At 72.8% G+C, this 17,738-nt stretch carries 15 protein-coding genes and 2 pseudogenes; 9 read left to right on the top strand and 8 right to left on the bottom strand.

Translation table 11 applies throughout. The features are described 5' to 3' along the window. The first annotated feature begins 74 nt into the window (after positions 1-74). The 4 genes from IE244_RS17890 to IE244_RS17875 all read left to right on the top strand — a co-directional run bounded on the left by IE244_RS17890 (position 75) and on the right by IE244_RS17875 (position 5,098). Complete coding sequence (locus IE244_RS17890) at positions 75-1,883, top strand: phospholipase C (RefSeq protein WP_229854176.1); 1,809 nt, start codon at positions 75-77, stop codon at positions 1,881-1,883. A 289-nt stretch (positions 1,884-2,172) separates the two neighbouring features. Continuing rightward, a complete protein-coding gene (locus IE244_RS17885; protein WP_191874513.1) occupies positions 2,173-3,174 on the top strand; it encodes an aminoglycoside phosphotransferase family protein in 1,002 nt (333 codons plus the stop codon). 96 nt (positions 3,175-3,270) lie between these two features. Continuing rightward, a complete protein-coding gene (locus IE244_RS42810; RefSeq protein ID WP_268252895.1) occupies positions 3,271-3,399 on the top strand; it encodes a hypothetical protein in 129 nt (42 codons plus the stop codon). A gap of 139 nt (positions 3,400-3,538) precedes the next feature. Then, positions 3,539-5,098, top strand: a complete 1,560-nt coding sequence (locus tag IE244_RS17875) for a N,N-dimethylformamidase beta subunit family domain-containing protein (RefSeq protein ID WP_229854175.1) — start codon at positions 3,539-3,541, stop codon at positions 5,096-5,098. 90 nt (positions 5,099-5,188) lie between these two features. Here IE244_RS17875 and IE244_RS17870 read toward each other — a convergent pair whose 3' ends face one another. From IE244_RS17870 to bla, 4 genes and pseudogenes are all read right to left on the bottom strand, one after another. Further along, entirely contained in the window at positions 5,189-5,371 is a 183-nt protein-coding gene (locus IE244_RS17870; protein ID WP_031168583.1) for a hypothetical protein, read from the bottom strand. Positions 5,372-5,479: 108 nt separating this feature from the next. Then, positions 5,480-6,007, bottom strand: a complete 528-nt coding sequence (locus IE244_RS17865) for a DinB family protein (protein ID WP_191874512.1) — start codon at positions 6,005-6,007, stop codon at positions 5,480-5,482. A 67-nt stretch (positions 6,008-6,074) separates the two neighbouring features. Continuing rightward, a pseudogene (locus tag IE244_RS42040) lies at positions 6,075-6,212 on the bottom strand (right-handed parallel beta-helix repeat-containing protein); the annotation flags it as partial. After that, positions 6,203-7,096, bottom strand: coding sequence for a class A beta-lactamase (gene bla / locus IE244_RS17860; RefSeq protein WP_373305752.1), 894 nt, complete (start codon positions 7,094-7,096; stop codon positions 6,203-6,205). The gene bla and the pseudogene IE244_RS42040, both read right to left, overlap by 10 nt. A 163-nt stretch (positions 7,097-7,259) precedes the next feature. On the opposite strand from bla, the gene IE244_RS17855 reads away from it, so the two are divergent. Both IE244_RS17855 and IE244_RS17850 read left to right on the top strand, forming a co-directional pair. Continuing rightward, positions 7,260-8,243: a LysR family transcriptional regulator gene (locus IE244_RS17855; protein ID WP_191874510.1), complete on the top strand. Its 984-nt coding sequence runs from the start codon at positions 7,260-7,262 to the stop codon at positions 8,241-8,243. After that, complete coding sequence (locus tag IE244_RS17850) at positions 8,240-9,175, top strand: serine hydrolase (protein ID WP_191874509.1); 936 nt, start codon at positions 8,240-8,242, stop codon at positions 9,173-9,175. Before IE244_RS17855 ends, IE244_RS17850 begins: the two co-directional genes overlap by 4 nt. 161 nt (positions 9,176-9,336) lie before the next feature. Here the strand turns inward: IE244_RS17850 and IE244_RS17845 are convergent. The 4 genes and pseudogenes from IE244_RS17845 to IE244_RS17830 form a co-directional block, all read right to left on the bottom strand. Then, positions 9,337-9,900 (bottom strand): annotated as a pseudogene (locus tag IE244_RS17845) (LuxR C-terminal-related transcriptional regulator). A gap of 96 nt (positions 9,901-9,996) precedes the next feature. Then, entirely contained in the window at positions 9,997-10,728 is a 732-nt protein-coding gene (locus tag IE244_RS17840) for a DUF4232 domain-containing protein (protein ID WP_191874508.1), read from the bottom strand. 245 nt (positions 10,729-10,973) lie between these two features. After that, a complete protein-coding gene (katG, locus tag IE244_RS17835; RefSeq protein ID WP_191874507.1) occupies positions 10,974-13,199 on the bottom strand; it encodes a catalase/peroxidase HPI in 2,226 nt (741 codons plus the stop codon). A 33-nt stretch (positions 13,200-13,232) separates the two neighbouring features. Then, complete coding sequence (locus IE244_RS17830; RefSeq protein ID WP_191874506.1) at positions 13,233-13,670, bottom strand: Fur family transcriptional regulator; 438 nt, start codon at positions 13,668-13,670, stop codon at positions 13,233-13,235. A 495-nt stretch (positions 13,671-14,165) separates the two neighbouring features. On the opposite strand from IE244_RS17830, the gene IE244_RS17825 reads away from it, so the two are divergent. The 3 genes from IE244_RS17825 (at position 14,166) to ku (ending at position 17,626) form a co-directional block, all read left to right on the top strand. Continuing rightward, positions 14,166-15,206, top strand: coding sequence for a helix-turn-helix domain-containing protein (locus IE244_RS17825; protein WP_191874505.1), 1,041 nt, complete (start codon positions 14,166-14,168; stop codon positions 15,204-15,206). A gap of 254 nt (positions 15,207-15,460) precedes the next feature. Further along, a complete protein-coding gene (locus IE244_RS17820; RefSeq protein ID WP_191874504.1) occupies positions 15,461-16,558 on the top strand; it encodes a hypothetical protein in 1,098 nt (365 codons plus the stop codon). Positions 16,559-16,594: 36 nt separating this feature from the next. Continuing rightward, positions 16,595-17,626 carry a non-homologous end joining protein Ku gene (ku, locus tag IE244_RS17815; protein WP_191874503.1) on the top strand — a complete coding sequence of 344 codons (1,032 nt, stop codon included), beginning with the start codon at positions 16,595-16,597 and terminating at the stop codon, positions 17,624-17,626. Positions 17,627-17,738: the final 112 nt, after the last annotated feature.

Below are 17,738 nucleotides of genomic sequence, written 5' to 3'. Positions count from 1 at the left end.
CGTCCTCGTACAACGCACAAACGTTCTGTCCGGAGGGGTAGACCACCATGGCCAGCAGGGGAAGAAGAACCGCGATGCGCAGTATCGGCGCGCTCGCGGGAGCCGCCGCGCTCACGATGCTCGGCGGCAACACGCCGGGCTGGGCAGCAGCGCCCTCCGGAGCACAGAGCGGCCATTCCTCGACCGCGACACCGATCAAGCACGTCGTCGTGCTCTTCGACGAGAACATCTCCTTCGACCACTACTTCGCCACGTACCCGAAGGCCGCCAACACCGACGGCACGAAGTTCACCGCGTCGAAGAACACCCCGAAGAACATCGACACCCTCGCGCACGCCGGGCTGCTGACGAAGAACCCGAACCAGTACGCGCCGAAGCGGCTGTCCCCGTCCCAGGCGATGACCTGCGACCAGAACCACTCCTACGGCGCCGAGCAGTACGCCTACAACGGCGGCAAGGCCGACCAGTTCGTGCAGAACACCGAGGTCGACAAGTGCAGCGGCGGCCTGTTCGGCGAGCCCGGCCTGGCGATGGACTACTACGACGGCAACACCGTCACCGCGCTGTGGAACTACGCCCAGCACTACGCCCTGAGCGACCGCTCCTACAGCTCGAACTACGGCCCGTCCACGCCCGGCGCGCTCAACCTGATCTCCGGCAACACGCACGGCGCCGTCTCCGTGGACCCGGCCACCGGCAAGCAGACGTCGAAGCCGGACCCGTACGCGATCCAGTCGCCGGACGCCAAGGGCGTCGGCACGGTCGTCAACGACCCCGATCCGGCCTACGACGACTGCTCCGGCAAGGACCACACCAGCACCGACGCGCTGGCGTCGATGCAGGGCAAGAACATCGGTGACCTGCTCAACGCCAAGAAGGTGAGCTGGGGCTGGTTCCAGGGCGGCTTCCGTCCGTCGGCCGCGTGGAACGGCGCGTCCGGCTCGTACGCCAAGTGCGACACCACGCACACCAACGTGGGCGGCGCGGCCGTGGTCGACTACAGCCCGCACCACAACCCGTTCGCGTACTACAAGTCGACGGCGAACCCGCACCACCTGGCGCCGAAGAGTGTCTCGGAGATCGGCCACGCCGGCCGGGCCAACCACAACTACGACCTGACCGACCTCTCCGCCGCGCTGAAGGCGGGCAAGCTGCCGGCCGTGAGCTTCGTCAAGGCCGGTGCGTACCAGGACGGCCACGCCGGTTACTCCGACCCGGTCGACGAGCAGCACTTCCTGGTCAAGCAGATCAACGCGATCCAGAGCTCGCCGCAGTGGAAGTCCACCGCGATCGTGGTCGCCTACGACGACTCCGACGGCTGGTACGACCACGCCTACGTCGTCCCGAGGAACGGCTCCACGGACACCTCGGTCGGCTCCAACGGCAAGGCCACCGACAGCCCGGCCTGCCAGAAGGGCCCGAAGGCGGCCGGCGGTTACGCGGACCGCTGCGGTCCCGGCACCCGGCAGCCGCTGCTCGTCGTCTCGCCGTACAGCGAGGTGAACAAGGTCGACCACGTCCTGACGAACCAGGCGTCCATCACGCGGTTCATCGAGGACAACTGGCGCACCGGCCGGATCGGTGACCACTCCTTCGACGCCACCGCCGGCTCGCTCGCGGGCATGTTCGACTTCCGGCACCCGAACAACAAGCAGGTGCTGCTGAACCCGGACGGCTCGGTGCGGCACGTCGGTCCGGTCCAGCACGTCGCCCCGGTGGCCACGAGCATCACGCCGGGCCCGGCGATGGAGAACACGGCCGCCTCGACCGACGCCTCCGGCTTCCCGGTCCTGCCGGTCGGCCTCGGCGTGGGCGCCCTGCTGGCCGCGGGTGCGACCGGCACGTACCTGACGCTGCGCCGCAGGCAGCACGGCACCGTCTGATCCCGAACCACCCCAGAGGACCGCGCCCCCGGACGACGTCCGGGGGCGCGGGCGCCGTTCCGGCGGGGACGCGAACGCGCATGCTTCTCCGGCAGGTCGCGGCCCGACCGCCCTGTCGCGCCGGCCGGCCACCCTGCTGGCGTGCGGGTCACTCCAGGCCGAGGCCCCTGCGGCCGGTGGTGTCGAGCCGGTCGGCGGGGAAACGGCCGGACCAGGAACGCTCGTGGTGCTCTTCCGGGAATCGGAAAACCGGCTGACCGGTCCCGGGCCGTGGTGGTGGGATGGCGCGATGCGGAGTGAGTTTTCCATCGCCGTGGACCGCGGTACCTACCTGTACGCCCCGACTCCGTGGGAGCAGGGCCGCTGGCGGGCCGAGGCCCTCGACTGGGTGGCGGGGCGGCTCGCGGCGCACGGCCTACGCGTGAACGGGATCCTCAGGGTGCGGCTGCGGCCGTGGTCCGTGCTGGTGCGGGTGCCCGTGGAGGGGCGGGACGCCGTCTGGTTCAAGGCGAACCCGCCGGCCAGTGCCTTCGAGGGGCCGCTGACCGCGGCGCTGGCCCGCTGGGTGCCGGAGCAGGTGCTACGACCGCTGGCCGTGGACGCCGACCGCGCGTGGGCCCTGCTGCCCGACGGCGGAGAGCTCTTCCGCGACGTGCTCGCCCGGGAGGCGGCGGAGCCGCGCAGCTGGGAGGAGCCGCTGCGTCAGTACGCGCGCATGCAGCGGTCCCTGACCCGGTACGCGCGGGACATCGAGCGCCTGGGCGTGCCCGCCACCCGGACCCTCGGCCTGCCCGCGGAGTTCGACCGGCTGCTCGCGCGCAACACCGCGCTGAGCCCGGAGGACCGGGCCCGGCTGGAGCGGCTGCGGCCCCGCCTCGCCCACTGGTGCGCCGAACTCGCCTCCGTCGGCGTCGCGGACACCCTCGACCACGCCGACCTGCACGACGGCCAGCTCTTCCGTCCGGCACCGGGCCGGTTCGTCTTCTTCGACTGGGGCGACGCCGCCGTCTCGCACCCCTTCTGCAGCCTGCGGGTCCCCGCCGAGAAGGCTCGCGCGCGGTACGGGCCGCGGGTCCTGGCCCGGCTCCTCGACGCCTACCTGGAGCCCTGGACGGACACCGGCCGCACGGCGGCGGAGCTGCGCCGCGCCGCACGTCTCGCCTGGCGTCTGAGCGCCCTGGGCCGCGCCGCGTCCTGGGGCCGCACGTTCCCCGCCCCGTCGGGCGCCGCCGCGGGATCCGAGCACAGCGCCGCGTCTCTCCTCGAACTCCTCGGCGATCCGCCGTTCTGAGGGGGTGGGGGTGCACGGCTCCGTCCGGGCGCGGCGATCCAGGACGGCCACGCGGTCGTCGACCCGGCGACCCCGCGCGGCCTGGTCGAACGCTTCATGCGGGACGCCGCGGCCGCGGGGTCGTACAACGTGGGCGGTCCCCTGCCGCTGACGGGCGCCGCCGCCGGCCAGTTCCTCAGCGACGCCGCCCACCACGACCACGTGCACGTCGGCTTCCGCACCTGAGGCCGGTGCGGAACGTCACCCGTTGGGCCGTACCCTCCCGCCCCGCGAGCGCGCGCCGCCGGGCTCTCCCCCGCCGCCGCGGTTGCGGCGACCGGGCGGGCCTCGGGACGCTGGAGCGGACACGCATCCGGGAGGTCATGTGGCTCCGGGACACGACACCGCGCCGACGGACGGCCTCGGCCGCCGGCGTTTCCTCACCCTGTGCACCGGCCTGGGCCTCGGTACGGCCGCCGCGTGCACGGCCGCCCCGCCGCACCCGCACGAGCCGACCGGCCGGGACGCGCGGCGGCTGCGACCCGAGGCGGAGCAGGACGCGCCGGGCACCACCGACTGGCGGCTGGCGTCCACCGGGCCGCCGGACGCCGTGGCCGGCTACCCGGACCGGGTGAGCGTGACCCCGGGCGAGACCGTCGGGCTGCACGTGTCCACGACCGCCGCGTCCTTCCGCGTCTCCGCGTTCCGGGTCGGCTGGTACGGCGGCCGGCAGGCCCGCCGGATCTGGGCGTCGGAGCGCATACCCGGCCGCGCCCGGCCGGCCCCGCGCCTGCTGCCCACGACCCGCACCGTGCGGGCCGACTGGCCGAGGACGCTGTCCGTGGACACCTCCGGCTGGCCGGAGGGCGCCTATCTGCTGCGGCTGGAGGCGGACACCGGCCACCAGCGGTACGTCCCGCTGATCGTCCGCTCCGCCGACGGCGCGGGCCGTACCGTCCTGTTGCACGCTCCGGCGACCTGGCAGGCGTACAACCGCTGGGGCGGCAGCAGCCTGTACGCCGGTGCCTCCGGGGCGTACGCCACCCGCTCCCTCGCGGTGAGCTTCGACCGCCCCTACGACGGCGACGGAGACGGGAAGTTCCTGGTGTACGAGTGGGCGCTGGTGGTGCTGGCCGAGCGCCTGGGCATCCCGCTCGCCTACAGCACGGGGGTCGACGTCCACCGGGATCCCGGGGTGCTGCGGGGCGCGCACGCCGTGATCTGCCTGGGGCACGACGAGTACTGGACACCGCGGCAGCGGGCCCATGTGACCGCCGCCCGTGACGCCGGTACGAACATCGCCTTCCTCGGTGCGAACACCTGCTTCCGCCGCGTCCGGCTGGAGGCCGGGGAAGCCGCGGACGACCGTACGGTGGTCTGCTACAAGACCGACTACCGCGCCGACCCCTGCTACGGCTCGCAGCCGGCCCAGGTCACCACCGACTACCGTCTGCCGCCCGCCGCGGATCCCGAGTCCTCACTGACCGGGGTGCTCTACGAGGGCTATCCGGTCGACGCTCCCTACGTCGTGCGGGCCGCCGGTCACTGGGTCTACGACGGCACCGGCGCGCGCCCCGGTGACGCCTTCGCGCATCTCGTGGGCGTCGAGTACGACCGCGTCACCCCCGGCGCCCCCACCCCGGGGCCCCTGGAGATCACCGCCCACTCCCCGCTGGTCTGCGGCGGGCGGCCGAGCCACAGCGACTCGGCGTACTACACGGCCGCCGGCGGCGCGGGCGTGTTCGCGACCGGCACCATGCGCTGGGTGGAGGGCCTGGTGGCCGGGACGGGCATGCTGGGGCGCGACCACGGCATGGACGCCCGTACCCGCGCCTTCGTCACCCGCACCACGGAGAACCTCCTGCGGACGTTCGCCAAGGGCCCCGCGGCCCGGCACGCCCCGCCGCCCGAGCCCGACACGGCGGCGCTGTACGGCGGGGCCTGAGCACAGGGCAGCGGTGTGCCGCCGGTTCGCGGCGAGGATCCAGGCGGTGCTGTGTCCCGCCTGGGGCGAGCCCGAGCGGGACAAACCCGGTCAGTCCGTCACCGGGTGCTGCCCTCCCGCGCGCATGTGGTCCCTGCGGGCGTTGTTGTAGATCCGCAGGAGATGCTTGGCCACGGCACAGGCCGCGCGGTCCGCGTGGCACTGCCGGCACGTGCGCATGTGCTGGTCGTAGGTGAGGCGCGCGTTCTCCAACGCGTCGTTGACAGAAGACATGGACTTCTCCGGGCAGGGCGCGTCCTGGGACGCGTAAAAGTTGACTGACTGGTACACCCGAAGCAAGGTGATCATGTTACTTGCGGTACTGGGAAACCGTGCCGGCGGTCACCGCTGCGCGGTGGTGTTCGCCCCGTCCAGCGCCTCCCGGATGATGTCCGCGTGCCCGGCGTGCTGGGCCGTCTCGCGGATCAGGTGCAGCAGGATGCGCCGGGCGGACCAGTACACGGTCTCGGGCGGGGACCAGGGGGTCCGGGGCAGCGGCACGGTCCGCTCCAGGCCGGGAACGGCGGCCGCGGCCGCCTCGATCGCGCGGGTCCCGGCCGCGTACTCCTCCAGCAGCCCGGCGAGCGTGTCGCCGTCGGCCATGCGGTACTGGCCGAGGTCGAGCATGCCTTCGGGCACCTCGCCGTCGCCCTTCGCCATGATCTGGGCCCACACCCGTTCACCGCGCGCCAGGTGCTTGACGATCCCGCCCAGCGTCAGCTCGCTCACCGTGGTCCGGCGGGCGGCCTCGGCGTCGGTCAGGCCGCGCACGGTGATCAGCAGCAACGCCCGCTGCTCGGCGAGGGCTCCCAGCAACTCGGTGCGCTCGTCGGACGGCAGGGACGCGTGGTGCTCCGAAGAAGTGTCCATGGTCCCGACCGTAGCCGGGACCTAGGTCAGGAACTGCCCTCATTCAGGCCGCTGTTGCTGTTCAGAAGTGCCAGGTGAACCCGTGGTGGCCGTTCTTGCAGGCGATGCCGTGCCGCACGACGCGGTAGACCGCGATGTCGTCGCCGCCCAGCTTGCAGCCGTTGCGGTCGCCGTGGGCGTTCTGGGTGCCGTCGGTTACTCGCCCGGTGCGAGGCCCCGGGCCAGGATGCGTGCCGCCTCCTCGACGAGCGCGTCGTCGGCCGGTGCGTGCTGGGCGCCCTTGGCCGTCAGCACGGTCAGCAGGACCGGCGTCCCCCGGGTGGTCCAGGCCACGCCGATGTCGTTGGCGGACCCGTAGTCACCGGTGCCGGTCTTGTCCGCCAGCACCCAGTCGCGCGGCAGGCCGGCACGGAACCGTGCGGCGCTGGTGGTGTTGCCCTTCAGCCAGCCGACCAGCCGTTCCCGGTCGGCGCCGGTGAGCGCCCGGCCCAGGGTGAGCCGCTCGAAGCTGCGGCCGAGCGCCTGCGGGGTCGTCGTGTCGCGCAGGTCTCCGGGGATCGCGCTGCCCAGGTCCGTCTCCCACCGGTCGAGCCGGCTCACCTGGTCGCCGAGCGACCGGAAGAAGCGGGTGAGTCCGGCGGGGCCGCCGATCTCGCGCAGCAGCAGGTTGCCCGCCGCGTTGTCGCTGTACTGGATCGCCGCCGCACACAACTCCGCCACCGTCATACCGGTGTCCACGTGCTCCGCGGTGCGCTGCGAGTTGGAGATGATGTCGTGCGGCGGGTAGTGGACGACCTTGTCCAGCGGCGCGCAGTCGCCGTGGTCGCGCAGCACCGCCGCCGCGGCGAACGCCTTGAAGGTCGAACACATCGCGAACCGCTCTCCCGCCCGGTGCGCCACGGTCCGGCCGGTGCGGAGGTTGCGCGCGTACACGCCGAGCCGGGCACCGTGCCGGCGTTCCAGATCGCTCAACTCGGCCTTGACGTCGCGGTGTTCGCCGTCAGCCGCCGCCGACGCGGGGATCGCGCCGGCCGCCACGGCCGCGGTGGTGAGCGCGAGGCCCGCCTTGAACAGTCCGCGGCGGGCCATGGGGTGGGGGCCGGGGCGGTGGGAGCCGGTCATGGGCACAGTCCTCCTGGGTCGTCCGTGTTCGGAGTCGTCGATCTTCGACGGGACCAGAGAAACAGGCGGAACACACTCATGTCCAAGAGTGAAGTTTGAACACCTCATGCCTTATTGATATGAGTGCGGGATGGATCTCCTGGCCCACCTTGAGGCGTACGTGGCGACGGCCGACGAAGCGAGCTTCTCCCGGGCGGCCGACCGGCTCGGCATCGCCCAGCCCCTGCTCAGCCGCCGTATCAAGACCCTGGAGGAGCACTTCGGCGGCCTGTTGTTCGACCGTGCGCGGCGGCAGATCACGACCACGGAGCTGGGGGTGCTGCTCCTGCCGTACGCGCGGGACGTGCTGGACCGGGCGCAGCGGCTGCGGCAGGTCGCCGGTGATGCGGGGCGGACGCGGGTGCGCGCCGTCGGGGTGCCGGCGCACTGCGCCCCGGCGGCGCTGGCGCGCGCGATCCGTGCCGGCACCGAGCGCGGAATCACCCTCGGCATACGTGAACTGCCGCCTCTGGCACGGGATTCCGGGCTCGCCGACGGTTCGCTCGCCTACGCGCTGGTGCGGGTTCCGCCGGAGCGCGGCGCGTTCCGGGTGCCGCTCGGCCTCGCGTCGGCGCCTGAGGCGGCCCACGGCGAACGGCTCCCGGGCCAGGCCGGTTCGCGGCGCGCGATCCACCTGGACGACCTGCGTCCCCGCCGTCGCCGCACCGGCGAACCCGCGTCCCCTGTCACGGTGTTGACCCTGCCGGAGGATCACGTACCCGTGTGCGAGGACCGTCTGGAGCGTGCCCTCGCCCGGGCCGGGCTCCCCCCGGGCCGGTTCCGGCCGGGCGGGTCCGCGGCCACCGCCCTCGCCGAGACGCTGGCCGGGCGCGCGCTGCTGCTGTGCGCCGAGCCGTTCGCCCGGCAGCACGGGGCCCGGTGGGCGCCGCTGGGCGACCGGTCACTGCACCGGGGGTACGACGTGAGCGCCGCCCCCGACCGGGCCGGCGCGGCGGTCGTGCCGGACTGGCTGGCGCCGCTGCTGGCGTCGGCCGTGGGAGCCGTCGTCCGCGGGTCCGGCGCGTCACGCCGCGGTGCCGGGGACGTCCCGGCGCGTCTGGCGGCCCGCGGATGAGCGCGGCGCCGGTGCACCACCCGGTGTACGTGGACGGCGACGGGGCCCTGCTGGACGTCGCCGAGGCGATCGCCGCGGACTGGGCGGGCCTGGGTGTGCGCGGCTCCTTCCTCGCCCGGAACCTCGACACGGGCGAACAACTCGGTTTCGACGTCGAGGAGATGATGCCGCTCGCGTCGGTGGTGAAGGTCCCGCTCGCCCTCGTCGTACTGGACCGGATCGCGGCCGGGGCCCTCGACCCGGCGCACCCCGTGACGCTCGACCCGGCGAGGAGCAGCGTCGGTCACACCGGGCTCGCGGCGTTCCGGTACCCGGCCACGGTGGCCGTCGGCGACCTGCTCCTGCAGATGCTGGCGGTGAGCGACAACGCGGCGGCGGACGCACTGCTGGATCTCGTGCCGGTGGCCGATGTGGAGGCGCGGCTGCGGGCGTGGGGCTGCGGGGACATCCGGATGCGGCACCGGTTGAACCACATGTACGAGTGCGCCGCCGGTGCGGCGGCACATGACTTCTCGCTCGCTCTGGAACTGGCCGTGCGGGACGAACGGACGGGGCGGCCCACCATCGCGACCCTGGATCCGGCGTACGCGAACGTGGGATCGGCCGCGGCGCTGGTGGAACTGGTGGGGCGGGTGTGGTGCGATGAGATCTCCGTTCCGGGGGCGACGGCCGAGTTGCGGCGGCTGATGGGCCTGCAGGTCTTCACGCACCGGCTGGCGAGCGAGTTGCGGGCGGACACGCTGCGGTGGAGCGGGAAGACGGGGACCTTCCTGCATCTGCGGCACGAGATCGGTGTGGTCGAGGCGGAGTCGGGGGACCGGGTGGCGATGGCCGCGCTGACGCGCACGGGACGTTGCGCGGGGCTGGCGCCGGATGTCGACCTCGCGATCGGGGTCGCGGGGCGCGAGGCGTTCGAAGCGCTGCGGAGGTGAGGACCTCGTCGGCGGCGTGAGGCTGACCGCTGTCGCGCCGTGGGGCTGACGCTTGTCGGGCTGTGAGGCACTGCCGCTGACGGCTGACGACTGTCGTGCGGGGCCGGGTGCGCTGTGGTCGCTGCTCGCGCGGCGCCCCCTTGCCGGTCTTCGAAAGCACCTCAGGGCAGCAGTCGTTGCTCCTTCGCCACCGCCCCTGCCCGGGTGTCGACTCCCAGCTTGTCGTAGATGCGGCGCAGGTGGGTCTTGACCGTGGCCTCGCTGATGTGGAGGGCGCGGGCGATGGCGTGGTCGGGCAGGCCCTGGGAGAGGGGGGCGAGGATGTCGCGTTCGCGTGGGGTGAGTGCTGGGCGTGGGTCGCGCAGGCGGGACATGACGCGGTCGGCGACCGGTGGGGAGAGGGCCGGGCGGCCCTGGGCGGCGGCATGGATCGCGGTGAAGAGGTCCTCGGCGCGCTCGGCCTACAGCAGACAGCCGGTGGCGCCGGCCTCCACGGCACGGGTGACGTCGGCGTCGGTCTCGTAGGCGGTGAGGGAGCGGAGCCTGCGGGTGGTCTCCACGCCGTCGATGCCGGCGCCGAGTTGCAGATCCCTCAGGACGGACCGGCGGAGCGCCCCGGTCCCCGCGCCCCTCGCGGGGACCAGGGACCGGAGACCGGGGAAGGGCCCTGCGGGTGCCTGCGCGCCTCTCCAGCACGGCCGGAAAGGCGCGTCCCCCCACGGCAGAGCTCTCCGTGGACGCCGGTCTCTCCCCCACGGCGTAGCCTCGCCGTGTCTGAGGCCGCCGTCTGCTGCGGGGCCGGCCGCGGAACGGAGTGCCGCTCAGGCAGGCTTCACCGACGTGACCGCGGTCGCGGCGACGGTGTTGTCACACTCGGCGAACTCACCGTCCGTCAGCGCGACCTGGTGCGCACCCGAGCCGGGCAGGCCGACCACGAGCGTCGGGTAGACGACGGGCTTCGCGCCGGACTTGCAGTAGCCGTCGCCCTCGCCCTGGACCTGGTGGAAGGTCAGCTTCACCCATGCCTTGCCGCCCGGGGCGAGACGCACGGACGACGCCGTACCCGTGGGGGTCACCGTCAGCGGGCTGTTGTGCGAGGGGGAACCGTTGCCCGCACCGGCCACGGTCGGGTGGCCCTGGAGGGCGCACGCATGGGCGGAGACGTTGGTGAACTCGACGATCGCCGCGCCCGTGCCGGTGCCGACCGGACGGTTGGCCGCCTGGTAGGCCGTCGCCTCGACGGCCGACAGCGTGCACCGCGGTGTCGTGGCGGCCGAGGTGGCGGACGCGGGAGAGGCGGCCGGCGCACCGGAAGAGGTCGCCGTACCGCCGCCGGAGGATCCCGGGGCCGAGGAGGCCGAGGAGGCTGCGGGGCCGGGGTTGCCGGTGGCGGGGGCGGAGGCGGCGTGGGAGGGGGTGGCGGAGGCCGGGGCCGGGGAGGACGTCCTGCCCGCCCCGTCGCCGCCTCCCGCACCGCAGGCCGTGAGCGACAGCGCGGCGGCGATCACGGCCGTCGCCGACGCGGCGAGGCGGATGGTGTTGCGGTGCTGCATGGGGTCCCCCGATATGTCCGGTGTATGTGGTGCGACCGGCTCCTTGCCGGTGCTCACCGGGGGAGACAGAACGGGGAGGCCCGGGGTTTCCGCGGTGGATCGCCTGTGACCGTTGTGGATCATCTGTGACAGTTCTGTCGAACAGGTCCGTGGGGGCGATCAACGGGGAGGGCCCTGCCCCGGTGAACGACGAGGGCGTCCGGGCCGACCTGCGCAGGTCGGCCCGGACGCCCTCGAAGCGATGCTCAGACCAGGTCGAACCGGTCGAGGTTCATGACCTTGTCCCACGCGGCGACGAAGTCCTTGACGAACTTCTCCTTCGCGTCGTCGCTCGCGTACACCTCGGCGAGCGCGCGCAGCTCGGAGTTGGAGCCGAAGACGAGGTCGGCGCGGCTGCCGGCCCACTTCAGCTCGCCCGTGGCGGCGTCCCGGCCCTCGAACGTGGTCTGGTCCTCGGAGGTCGCCTTCCAGGTCGTACCCATGTCGAGCAGGTTGACGAAGAAGTCGTTGGTGAGCACGCCGGGCGTCTTGGTGAGGACGCCGAGCTGGGACTGCTGGTGGTGGGCGCCGAGCACGCGCAGACCACCGACGAGCACCGTCATCTCGGGGGCGCTCAGGTTCAGCAGGTTCGCCTTGTCGACCAGCAGGTACTCGGCCGGCAGGCGGTTGCCCTTGCCGAGGTAGTTGCGGAAGCCGTCCGCGGTCGGCTCCAGCGCCTCGAAGGATTCGGCGTCGGTGTGCTCCTCGGTCGCGTCCACACGGCCCGGGGTGAAGGGGACCCGCACCTCGAAGCCGCCCTCCTTGGCGGCCTTCTCGACCGCGGCGACACCGCCGAGCACGATCAGGTCGGCCAGGGAGACCTTCTTGGCGCCGGAGGAGGCGTTGAAGTCCTGCTGGACGCCCTCGAGGACGCGCAGCACCTGGGCCAGCTCGTCGGGCTCGTTGACCTCCCAGCCGCGCTGCGGCTGCAGACGGATGCGAGCGCCGTTGGCACCGCCGCGCTTGTCGCTGCCCCGGAAGGTGGAGGCGGACGCCCAGGCGGTGGTGACCAGCTGCGAGACGGAGAGACCGGAGTCCAGCAGCTTGGTCTTCAGGGTCGCGATGTCGGCGTCGTCGATCAGCTCGCCCTCGCGCTCCGGCAGCGGGTCCTGCCAGATCAGGGTCTCGTCGGGGACCTCCGGGCCGAGGTACAGCGACTTCGGTCCCATGTCACGGTGGGTGAGCTTGTACCAGGCGCGGGCGAAGGCGTCCGCGAACTCCTGCGGGTTCTCGTGGAACCGGCGGGAGATCGGCTCGTAGATCGGGTCGAAGCGCAGCGACAGGTCGGTGGTGAGCATCGTGGGCAGACGCTTCTTCGACGGGTCCTGCGGGTCGGGGATGACGGCCTCGGCGTCCTTGGCCACCCACTGGTTGGCGCCGGCCGGGGACTGGGTCAGCTCCCATTCGTAGCCGAAGAGGATGTCGAAGAAGCCGTTGTCCCACTCGGTCGGCGTGGCGGTCCAGGTGACCTCCAGGCCGGAGGTGATGGTGTCCGCGCCCTTGCCGGTGCCGTAGGTGCTCTTCCAGCCGAGTCCCTGCTCATCCAGGCCGGCGGCCTCGGGGTCGGCGCCCACCGCGTCGGCGGGGCCGGCGCCGTGGGTCTTGCCGAAGGTGTGGCCGCCGGCGATCAGCGCGACGGTCTCCTCGTCGTTCATCGCCATGCGGCGGAACGTCTCGCGGATGTCGCGGGCGGCGGCCAGCGGGTCCGGGTTGCCGTTCGGGCCCTCGGGGTTGACGTAGATCAGGCCCATCTGGACGGCGCCGAGCGGGTTCTCCAGCTCACGGTCGCCGGTGTAGCGCTTGTCGTCCAGCCAGGTCGTCTCGGGGCCCCAGTAGACGTCCTCTTCCGCCTCCCAGACGTCCTCGCGGCCGCCGCCGAAGCCGAAGGTGGAGAAGCCCATGGACTCCAGGGCCACGTTGCCGGCGAGGATCATCAGGTCGGCCCAGGAGATCCGCTGGCCGTACTTCTTCTTCACCGGCCACAGCAGGCGGCGGGCCTTGTCCAGGTTGGCGTTGTCCGGCCAGCTGTTCAGCGGCGCGAAGCGCTGCTGGCCGGCGCCGGCGCCGCCGCGGCCGTCACTGATGCGGTAGGTGCCCGCGCTGTGCCAGGCCATGCGGATGATCAGCGGGCCGTAGTGGCCGAAGTCGGCCGGCCACCAGTCCTGGGATGTGGTGAGAACCTCGGCGATGTCCCGCTTCACGGCCGGAAGATCGAGGCTCTTGAACGCTTCGGCGTAGTCGAACTCCTCACCGAGCGGGTTCGTCACGGGCGGGTTCTTGGCCAGGATCCTCAGGTTGAGCCGCTCCGGCCACCACTGACGGTTGCCACCGCCCTGGGTCGGGTGCAGGGCCCGGTCGTGGGCGACGGGGCAGCCACCGCTCGCCCCCTCCGCCTTCGCGTCTGTGACGATCGCGTCGTGGTTCTCAGTCATGGCAATCCTTCCGAACTGTGCGGAACTCGGTGCTCAGGAACTGCGGCCGGTGGAACAGTCGGGGCAGGTGCCCCAGTAGACGACCTCGGCCTCGTCGATGGCGAAGCCGCGGTCGTCGGAGGCGGTCAGACACGGCGCGTCGCCGACCGCGCAGTCGACGTCGACGACGGCGCCGCAGGACCGGCACACGAGGTGGTGGTGGTTGTCCCCCACGCGGCCCTCGTACCGCGCCGGGTGACCGGCCGGCTCGATGCGGCGGACCAGACCCGCCGCGGTGAGTGCGTGAAGGGCCTCGTAGACGGCTTGCAGGGAGATGTGGCCTACGCGGTCGCGTACCCCGGAGGCGATCGCCTCGACGCCGAGGTGGTCGCCCGCCCGGACGGTCTCCAGCAGCGCGACGCGGGCTGCCGTCACGCGCAGGCCGGCACCGCGGAGCTCTTCGGCGGTGGTCGGGGTCGGGGAGGCGGTCATACGGCCGAACCTACCCTCATAAACACGAAGGCTTCAAGAAAACTAACGATGCAATTTTGGTCGCGCGCCGTCGCCCGCCGGTCATCCGCACGTCCTCTCCCGTACCCGCCCGCACGTTTGCCTTCGCGTTTGCCTTCGCGTCCCCTTTCGCCCGCGGCCTGGCGTGCGGCTCTCCGCTCGCGGCCTGGCGTGCGCCTTCGCATGGCGCTGACCGGTGGCGGGAGCGCGGGCGGTACGGCGGCCGGCCGCGGAGCGGGTCGGCGGCAGGGTCCGGGGCATGCCCGCATCATGTGGCCCCGGAACGACGACGGTCGCGCGGCAAGCCGCACGGTCCTCCCAACGGGTGAGCCGGGAAGCTCGCCGACGGACGCGTTCGTCCGCGGTGTGCCGCGGGTCGACCGGTCGTAACGGGACACGGGACACGGCCGGTTGACCCGAGAGCGGTCGCCTGCACGCCCCGACGGCCCCCGCCCCACCCTGTGGTTGACTACCGCCGTGTTGCCTGAAACCGTCTTCAGCACCCAGGAACTGCCGGCGAGCGACCGTTTCGAGGCGTGGACGGAGCAACTGGGGCGTACGCACGCGCCGATGCACCTGAGCAGCGACCGCACCGCCGACTACCGAGGACACCAGCGGGTCATCGGGCTGGACGAGGTGGCGGTGTGGCCCGCGACCTTCGACCACCTGGTGTTCCGTCGGACGCCAAGGCTCGTGCGGCAGTCCGACCCGGAGGTGTTCCACCTGTCCCTGCTGCGGCGCGGCGACGGCGCGGCGAGCTGGGGCAGGCAGCAGGTGGGGTACCGGATCGGCGACTTCCACGTGAACCACTCGTCCCGGTCCTACGAGATATCCACCGGCCCCGACCCGGTCACCATCGTCGGGGTGGAGATCCCGCGCACCGCCGTGGATCTCCCGGCCGACCAGGCGTTCGGGGTGGTCGGACAGCGGATATCCGGCCGTGAGGGCATGGGCGCGCTGCTCGCGGGGCTGCTTGTGCAGTTAGCCTCGGACACCTCCTCCTACCGGGCGGCCGACGCCGAGCGGCTGGGCAGGGTCGTCAGTGATCTCGTCACCGCCGTCTTCGCCCACGCCCTGGACGCGGAGCCGGACCTGCCGCCCGAGACGCGTACCCGCGCCCTGATCCTGCACATCAAGTCGTTCGTCCAGCGACATCTGGGCGATCCGGAGCTGACCCCCGCGAAGATCGCCGCGGTCCACCACATCTCGCGCAGCTACCTCTACCGCCTCTTCCAGGAGGAGGGGCTGACCGTGGCCTCGTACGTACGCGACCAGCGGCTGGCCAAGGCCCGCCAGGACCTCACCGACCCCGGGCTGCGCAGTCTCCCCGTCCACGCGATAGCCGCCCGCTGGGGCTACCTCCGCCCCGGCGACTTCACCCGGGCCTTCCGCACCGCGCACGGCATCACGCCCAGCGAGCTACGGGAACAGGCGCTGAGCCGAACACCCGTGGACGGTGGGCACATCGACGTGGACGCTGTGCGAATGACACCCCCCGACACACACACGCATCATTGACCCCGGTCGCTCAACAGGCCCAGTGCCCGCAGCGTGCCAGGGCCACGGGGGTGCCCTGACTCGCCGACGGCGCTGACGGCTCCCCAACGCCGGCGGCGTCAATCCCCTCGACACATGGACGCCGCCGGCTCAGCCATGCCTCATCCCGTGCCCAGTCCGGCACCGAGGTGACAAATCATCCAATTCTGCACATAAGCCTCACACAGTGAGAAACTCGTACGTCCGCACCGAGGTGGCCGTCGAGAGGGGCACTGGTGGACCTGGACGTCGTCGCCGACGAGCTGTACGGGCTGCGGCCGGAGGAGTTCGTCGCCGCCCGCGACCGTCGTGCCCTGGACGCCCGCAAGGCCGGTGACCAGACCCTCGCCAAGGCGATCGGCGCGTTGCGGCGGCCGAGCCTGGGCGCCTGGGTCAGCAATCTGCTGGTGCGCCGGCAGGTCGGGCCGCTGCTGGCTCTCGGTGAGGAGCTGCGCCGGGCCCATCGTGCACTGGACGGTCCTGAGCTGCGCAGGCTCGCCCGGCGGCAGAGCGAGGTGATCGGCGCGCTCGGGCGGCAGGCGCGGCAGCTGGCCGCGCAGGCCGGGCACCCGGTCGGCGAGGGGGTACGGCGCGAGGTCGAGGAGACCCTGCACGCCGCGCTCGCCGACCCCGAGGCCGCCCGCGCATGGGCGGCGGGGCGGCTCGTGAAGCCCCTGAGCTCCGCATTCGGGTTTCCGGAGGCCGATGAGGGCGTCCTCGCACGCCGTCCCACCGCCCCGAGGGCAACCGGGGCGCAACGACGCGCCGAGGTCGCGGAGGCCGACGGACGCGGGGCGGGGAGGAAGCGCACCGAAGCCGAAGAGACCGACCGACGCGGAGCGGGGACAAAGCGCACCGAAGCCGAAGAGACCGACCGACGCGGAGCGGGGACAAAGCGCACCGAAGCCGAAGAGACCGACCGACGCGGAGCGGGGAAGAAGCGCGCCGAGGCCGAGGAGCGTGCGGACGGGCTGGCACGCCGACGCCGTCTCGACGAGGCCCGCAGAGCCGCCCGCGACGCCGAGCGGGAGCTCCGCGCCTGCGAGGCGGAGGCCCGGGCCGCCGAACAGGAGGCGGCGGAGACCGGCGACCGGGTGGCCGAGGCGGAGCAGCGCGTGCGTACCCTGCGCGGGGAACTGCGCGACGCCGAGGCGGAGCAGCGGCGGGCGCGTACCGACGAGCAGACGGCACGCGACCGGGCGCGGCAGGCCGACCGCGCCCTGCGCGAGGCCCGGCGGCACGCCGAGAAGACCGCGGCCCAGGCGGAACGACTGTCCGGCACCCGGGCGGACGGCGCGTCCACGGGCCGTACGCGCCGGCTGGTCGCCCGTTAGCAGCACCACGGCTCCTCGGACAGGAGGCGAGAGGCGATGGCGAGACCGATCTGGACCGGTGTCCTGACCTTCGGGCTGGTCACCCTGCCCGTGGGCCTGTACACCGCCACCGAGGACCACACCGTGCACTTCCACCAGCTCCAGCGCGGTACCTCGGACCGGATCCGCAACAAGCGGGTCAACGAGCGCACCGGCAAGGAGGTCGCCCCGGAACGGATCGTCAAGGGCTACGAGCTGGACGAGGGCGAGTACGTCGTCGTGGAGCCGGAGGAGCTGGAGGGGATCGCGCCCGGGCGGTCGAAGGCGATCGAGCTGGCCGGGTTCGTCGACCTGCACCAGGTCGCGCCCGTGTACTTCGCCCGCGCGTACTACGTCGGCCCGCGCGGCAAGGAGTACCTGAAGGTCTACGAGCTGCTGCGGGCGGCGCTGGAGCGCTCGGACAAGGCCGGGATCGCCACACTCACCATGCGCGGCAAGGAGTATCTGACCGCGTTGCGCGCGCAGCAGGACGTCCTCGTCCTGCACACCCTGCACTGGGCCGACGAGGTGCGCGACCCCGCCGACGTGGTGCCCGAACTGCCGCAGCGGCGCACGAAGGCCGACAGCAAGGAGCTGCGGACGGCCCAGCAGCTGATCGACGCCCTCACCATCGACTGGGATCCCGGCGAGTACCACGACACCTACGAGGAGCGGGTCAAGAAGCTCGTCGCCGCGAAGCGGAAGGGCGAGGAGGTCGTCGGCGAACCGGAGCCGCCGGAGGCGACCAATGTCATCGACCTCATGGAGGCGCTCAGCCGGAGCGTCGAGCAGAGCCGGTCCCGTGGCCGCAAGGCCGCCCGCGAGAAGCCGGCCGCCGGGCGGAAGGAGGCCGGGAGCGTGGCGTCCCGGAAGGCGACCGCCGCACGGAAGCAGAGCCGGAAACGGACCGCCGGGCGGAAGGAGGGCGAGGACCTCGGGGCCCTGTCGAAGGCGGAGCTGCGGCAGCGGGCGAGCGCCGCGGGGGTACCGGGCCGGTCGAAGATGACGCGGGACCAGCTCGTCAAGGCCCTCGCCGGCCAGGCGGCTTGACCGTCGAAGCCGTAGGCGGGACTCCGTCGGACTCAGACAGGCGGCGGCCCGCTCGTGCCGCACACGACGGTTCCGGGTCCAGCTCCGCCTCTCTGGGCTTTGGTTCGGGGTC

It is taken from the genome of Streptomyces filipinensis (genome assembly GCF_014649495.1).
GTDB classification, from domain to species: domain Bacteria; phylum Actinomycetota; class Actinomycetes; order Streptomycetales; family Streptomycetaceae; genus Streptomyces; species Streptomyces filipinensis.
This window is presented reverse-complemented; position numbering and strand designations above follow the sequence as displayed.

What these genes read in the sequence shown, in the direction of transcription:
- IE244_RS17890 (WP_229854176.1), top strand. Translation starts at nt 75, where the DNA reads ATGCGCAGTATCGGCGCGCTCGCGGGAGCCGCCGCGCTCACGATGCTC.
- IE244_RS17885 (WP_191874513.1), top strand. Translation starts at nt 2,173, where the DNA reads ATGCGGAGTGAGTTTTCCATCGCCGTGGACCGCGGTACCTACCTGTAC.
- IE244_RS42810 (WP_268252895.1), top strand. Translation starts at nt 3,271, where the DNA reads ATGCGGGACGCCGCGGCCGCGGGGTCGTACAACGTGGGCGGTCCCCTG.
- IE244_RS17870 (WP_031168583.1), bottom strand. Translation starts at nt 5,371, where the DNA reads ATGTCTTCTGTCAACGACGCGTTGGAGAACGCGCGCCTCACCTACGAC.
- IE244_RS17865 (WP_191874512.1), bottom strand. Translation starts at nt 6,007, where the DNA reads ATGGACACTTCTTCGGAGCACCACGCGTCCCTGCCGTCCGACGAGCGC.
- bla (WP_373305752.1), bottom strand. Translation starts at nt 7,096, where the DNA reads ATGGCCCGCCGCGGACTGTTCAAGGCGGGCCTCGCGCTCACCACCGCG.
- IE244_RS17855 (WP_191874510.1), top strand. Translation starts at nt 7,260, where the DNA reads ATGGATCTCCTGGCCCACCTTGAGGCGTACGTGGCGACGGCCGACGAA.
- IE244_RS17850 (WP_191874509.1), top strand. Translation starts at nt 8,240, where the DNA reads ATGAGCGCGGCGCCGGTGCACCACCCGGTGTACGTGGACGGCGACGGG.
- IE244_RS17840 (WP_191874508.1), bottom strand. Translation starts at nt 10,728, where the DNA reads ATGCAGCACCGCAACACCATCCGCCTCGCCGCGTCGGCGACGGCCGTG.
- katG (WP_191874507.1), bottom strand. Translation starts at nt 13,199, where the DNA reads ATGACTGAGAACCACGACGCGATCGTCACAGACGCGAAGGCGGAGGGG.
- IE244_RS17830 (WP_191874506.1), bottom strand. Translation starts at nt 13,670, where the DNA reads ATGACCGCCTCCCCGACCCCGACCACCGCCGAAGAGCTCCGCGGTGCC.
- ku (WP_191874503.1), top strand. Translation starts at nt 16,595, where the DNA reads ATGGCGAGACCGATCTGGACCGGTGTCCTGACCTTCGGGCTGGTCACC.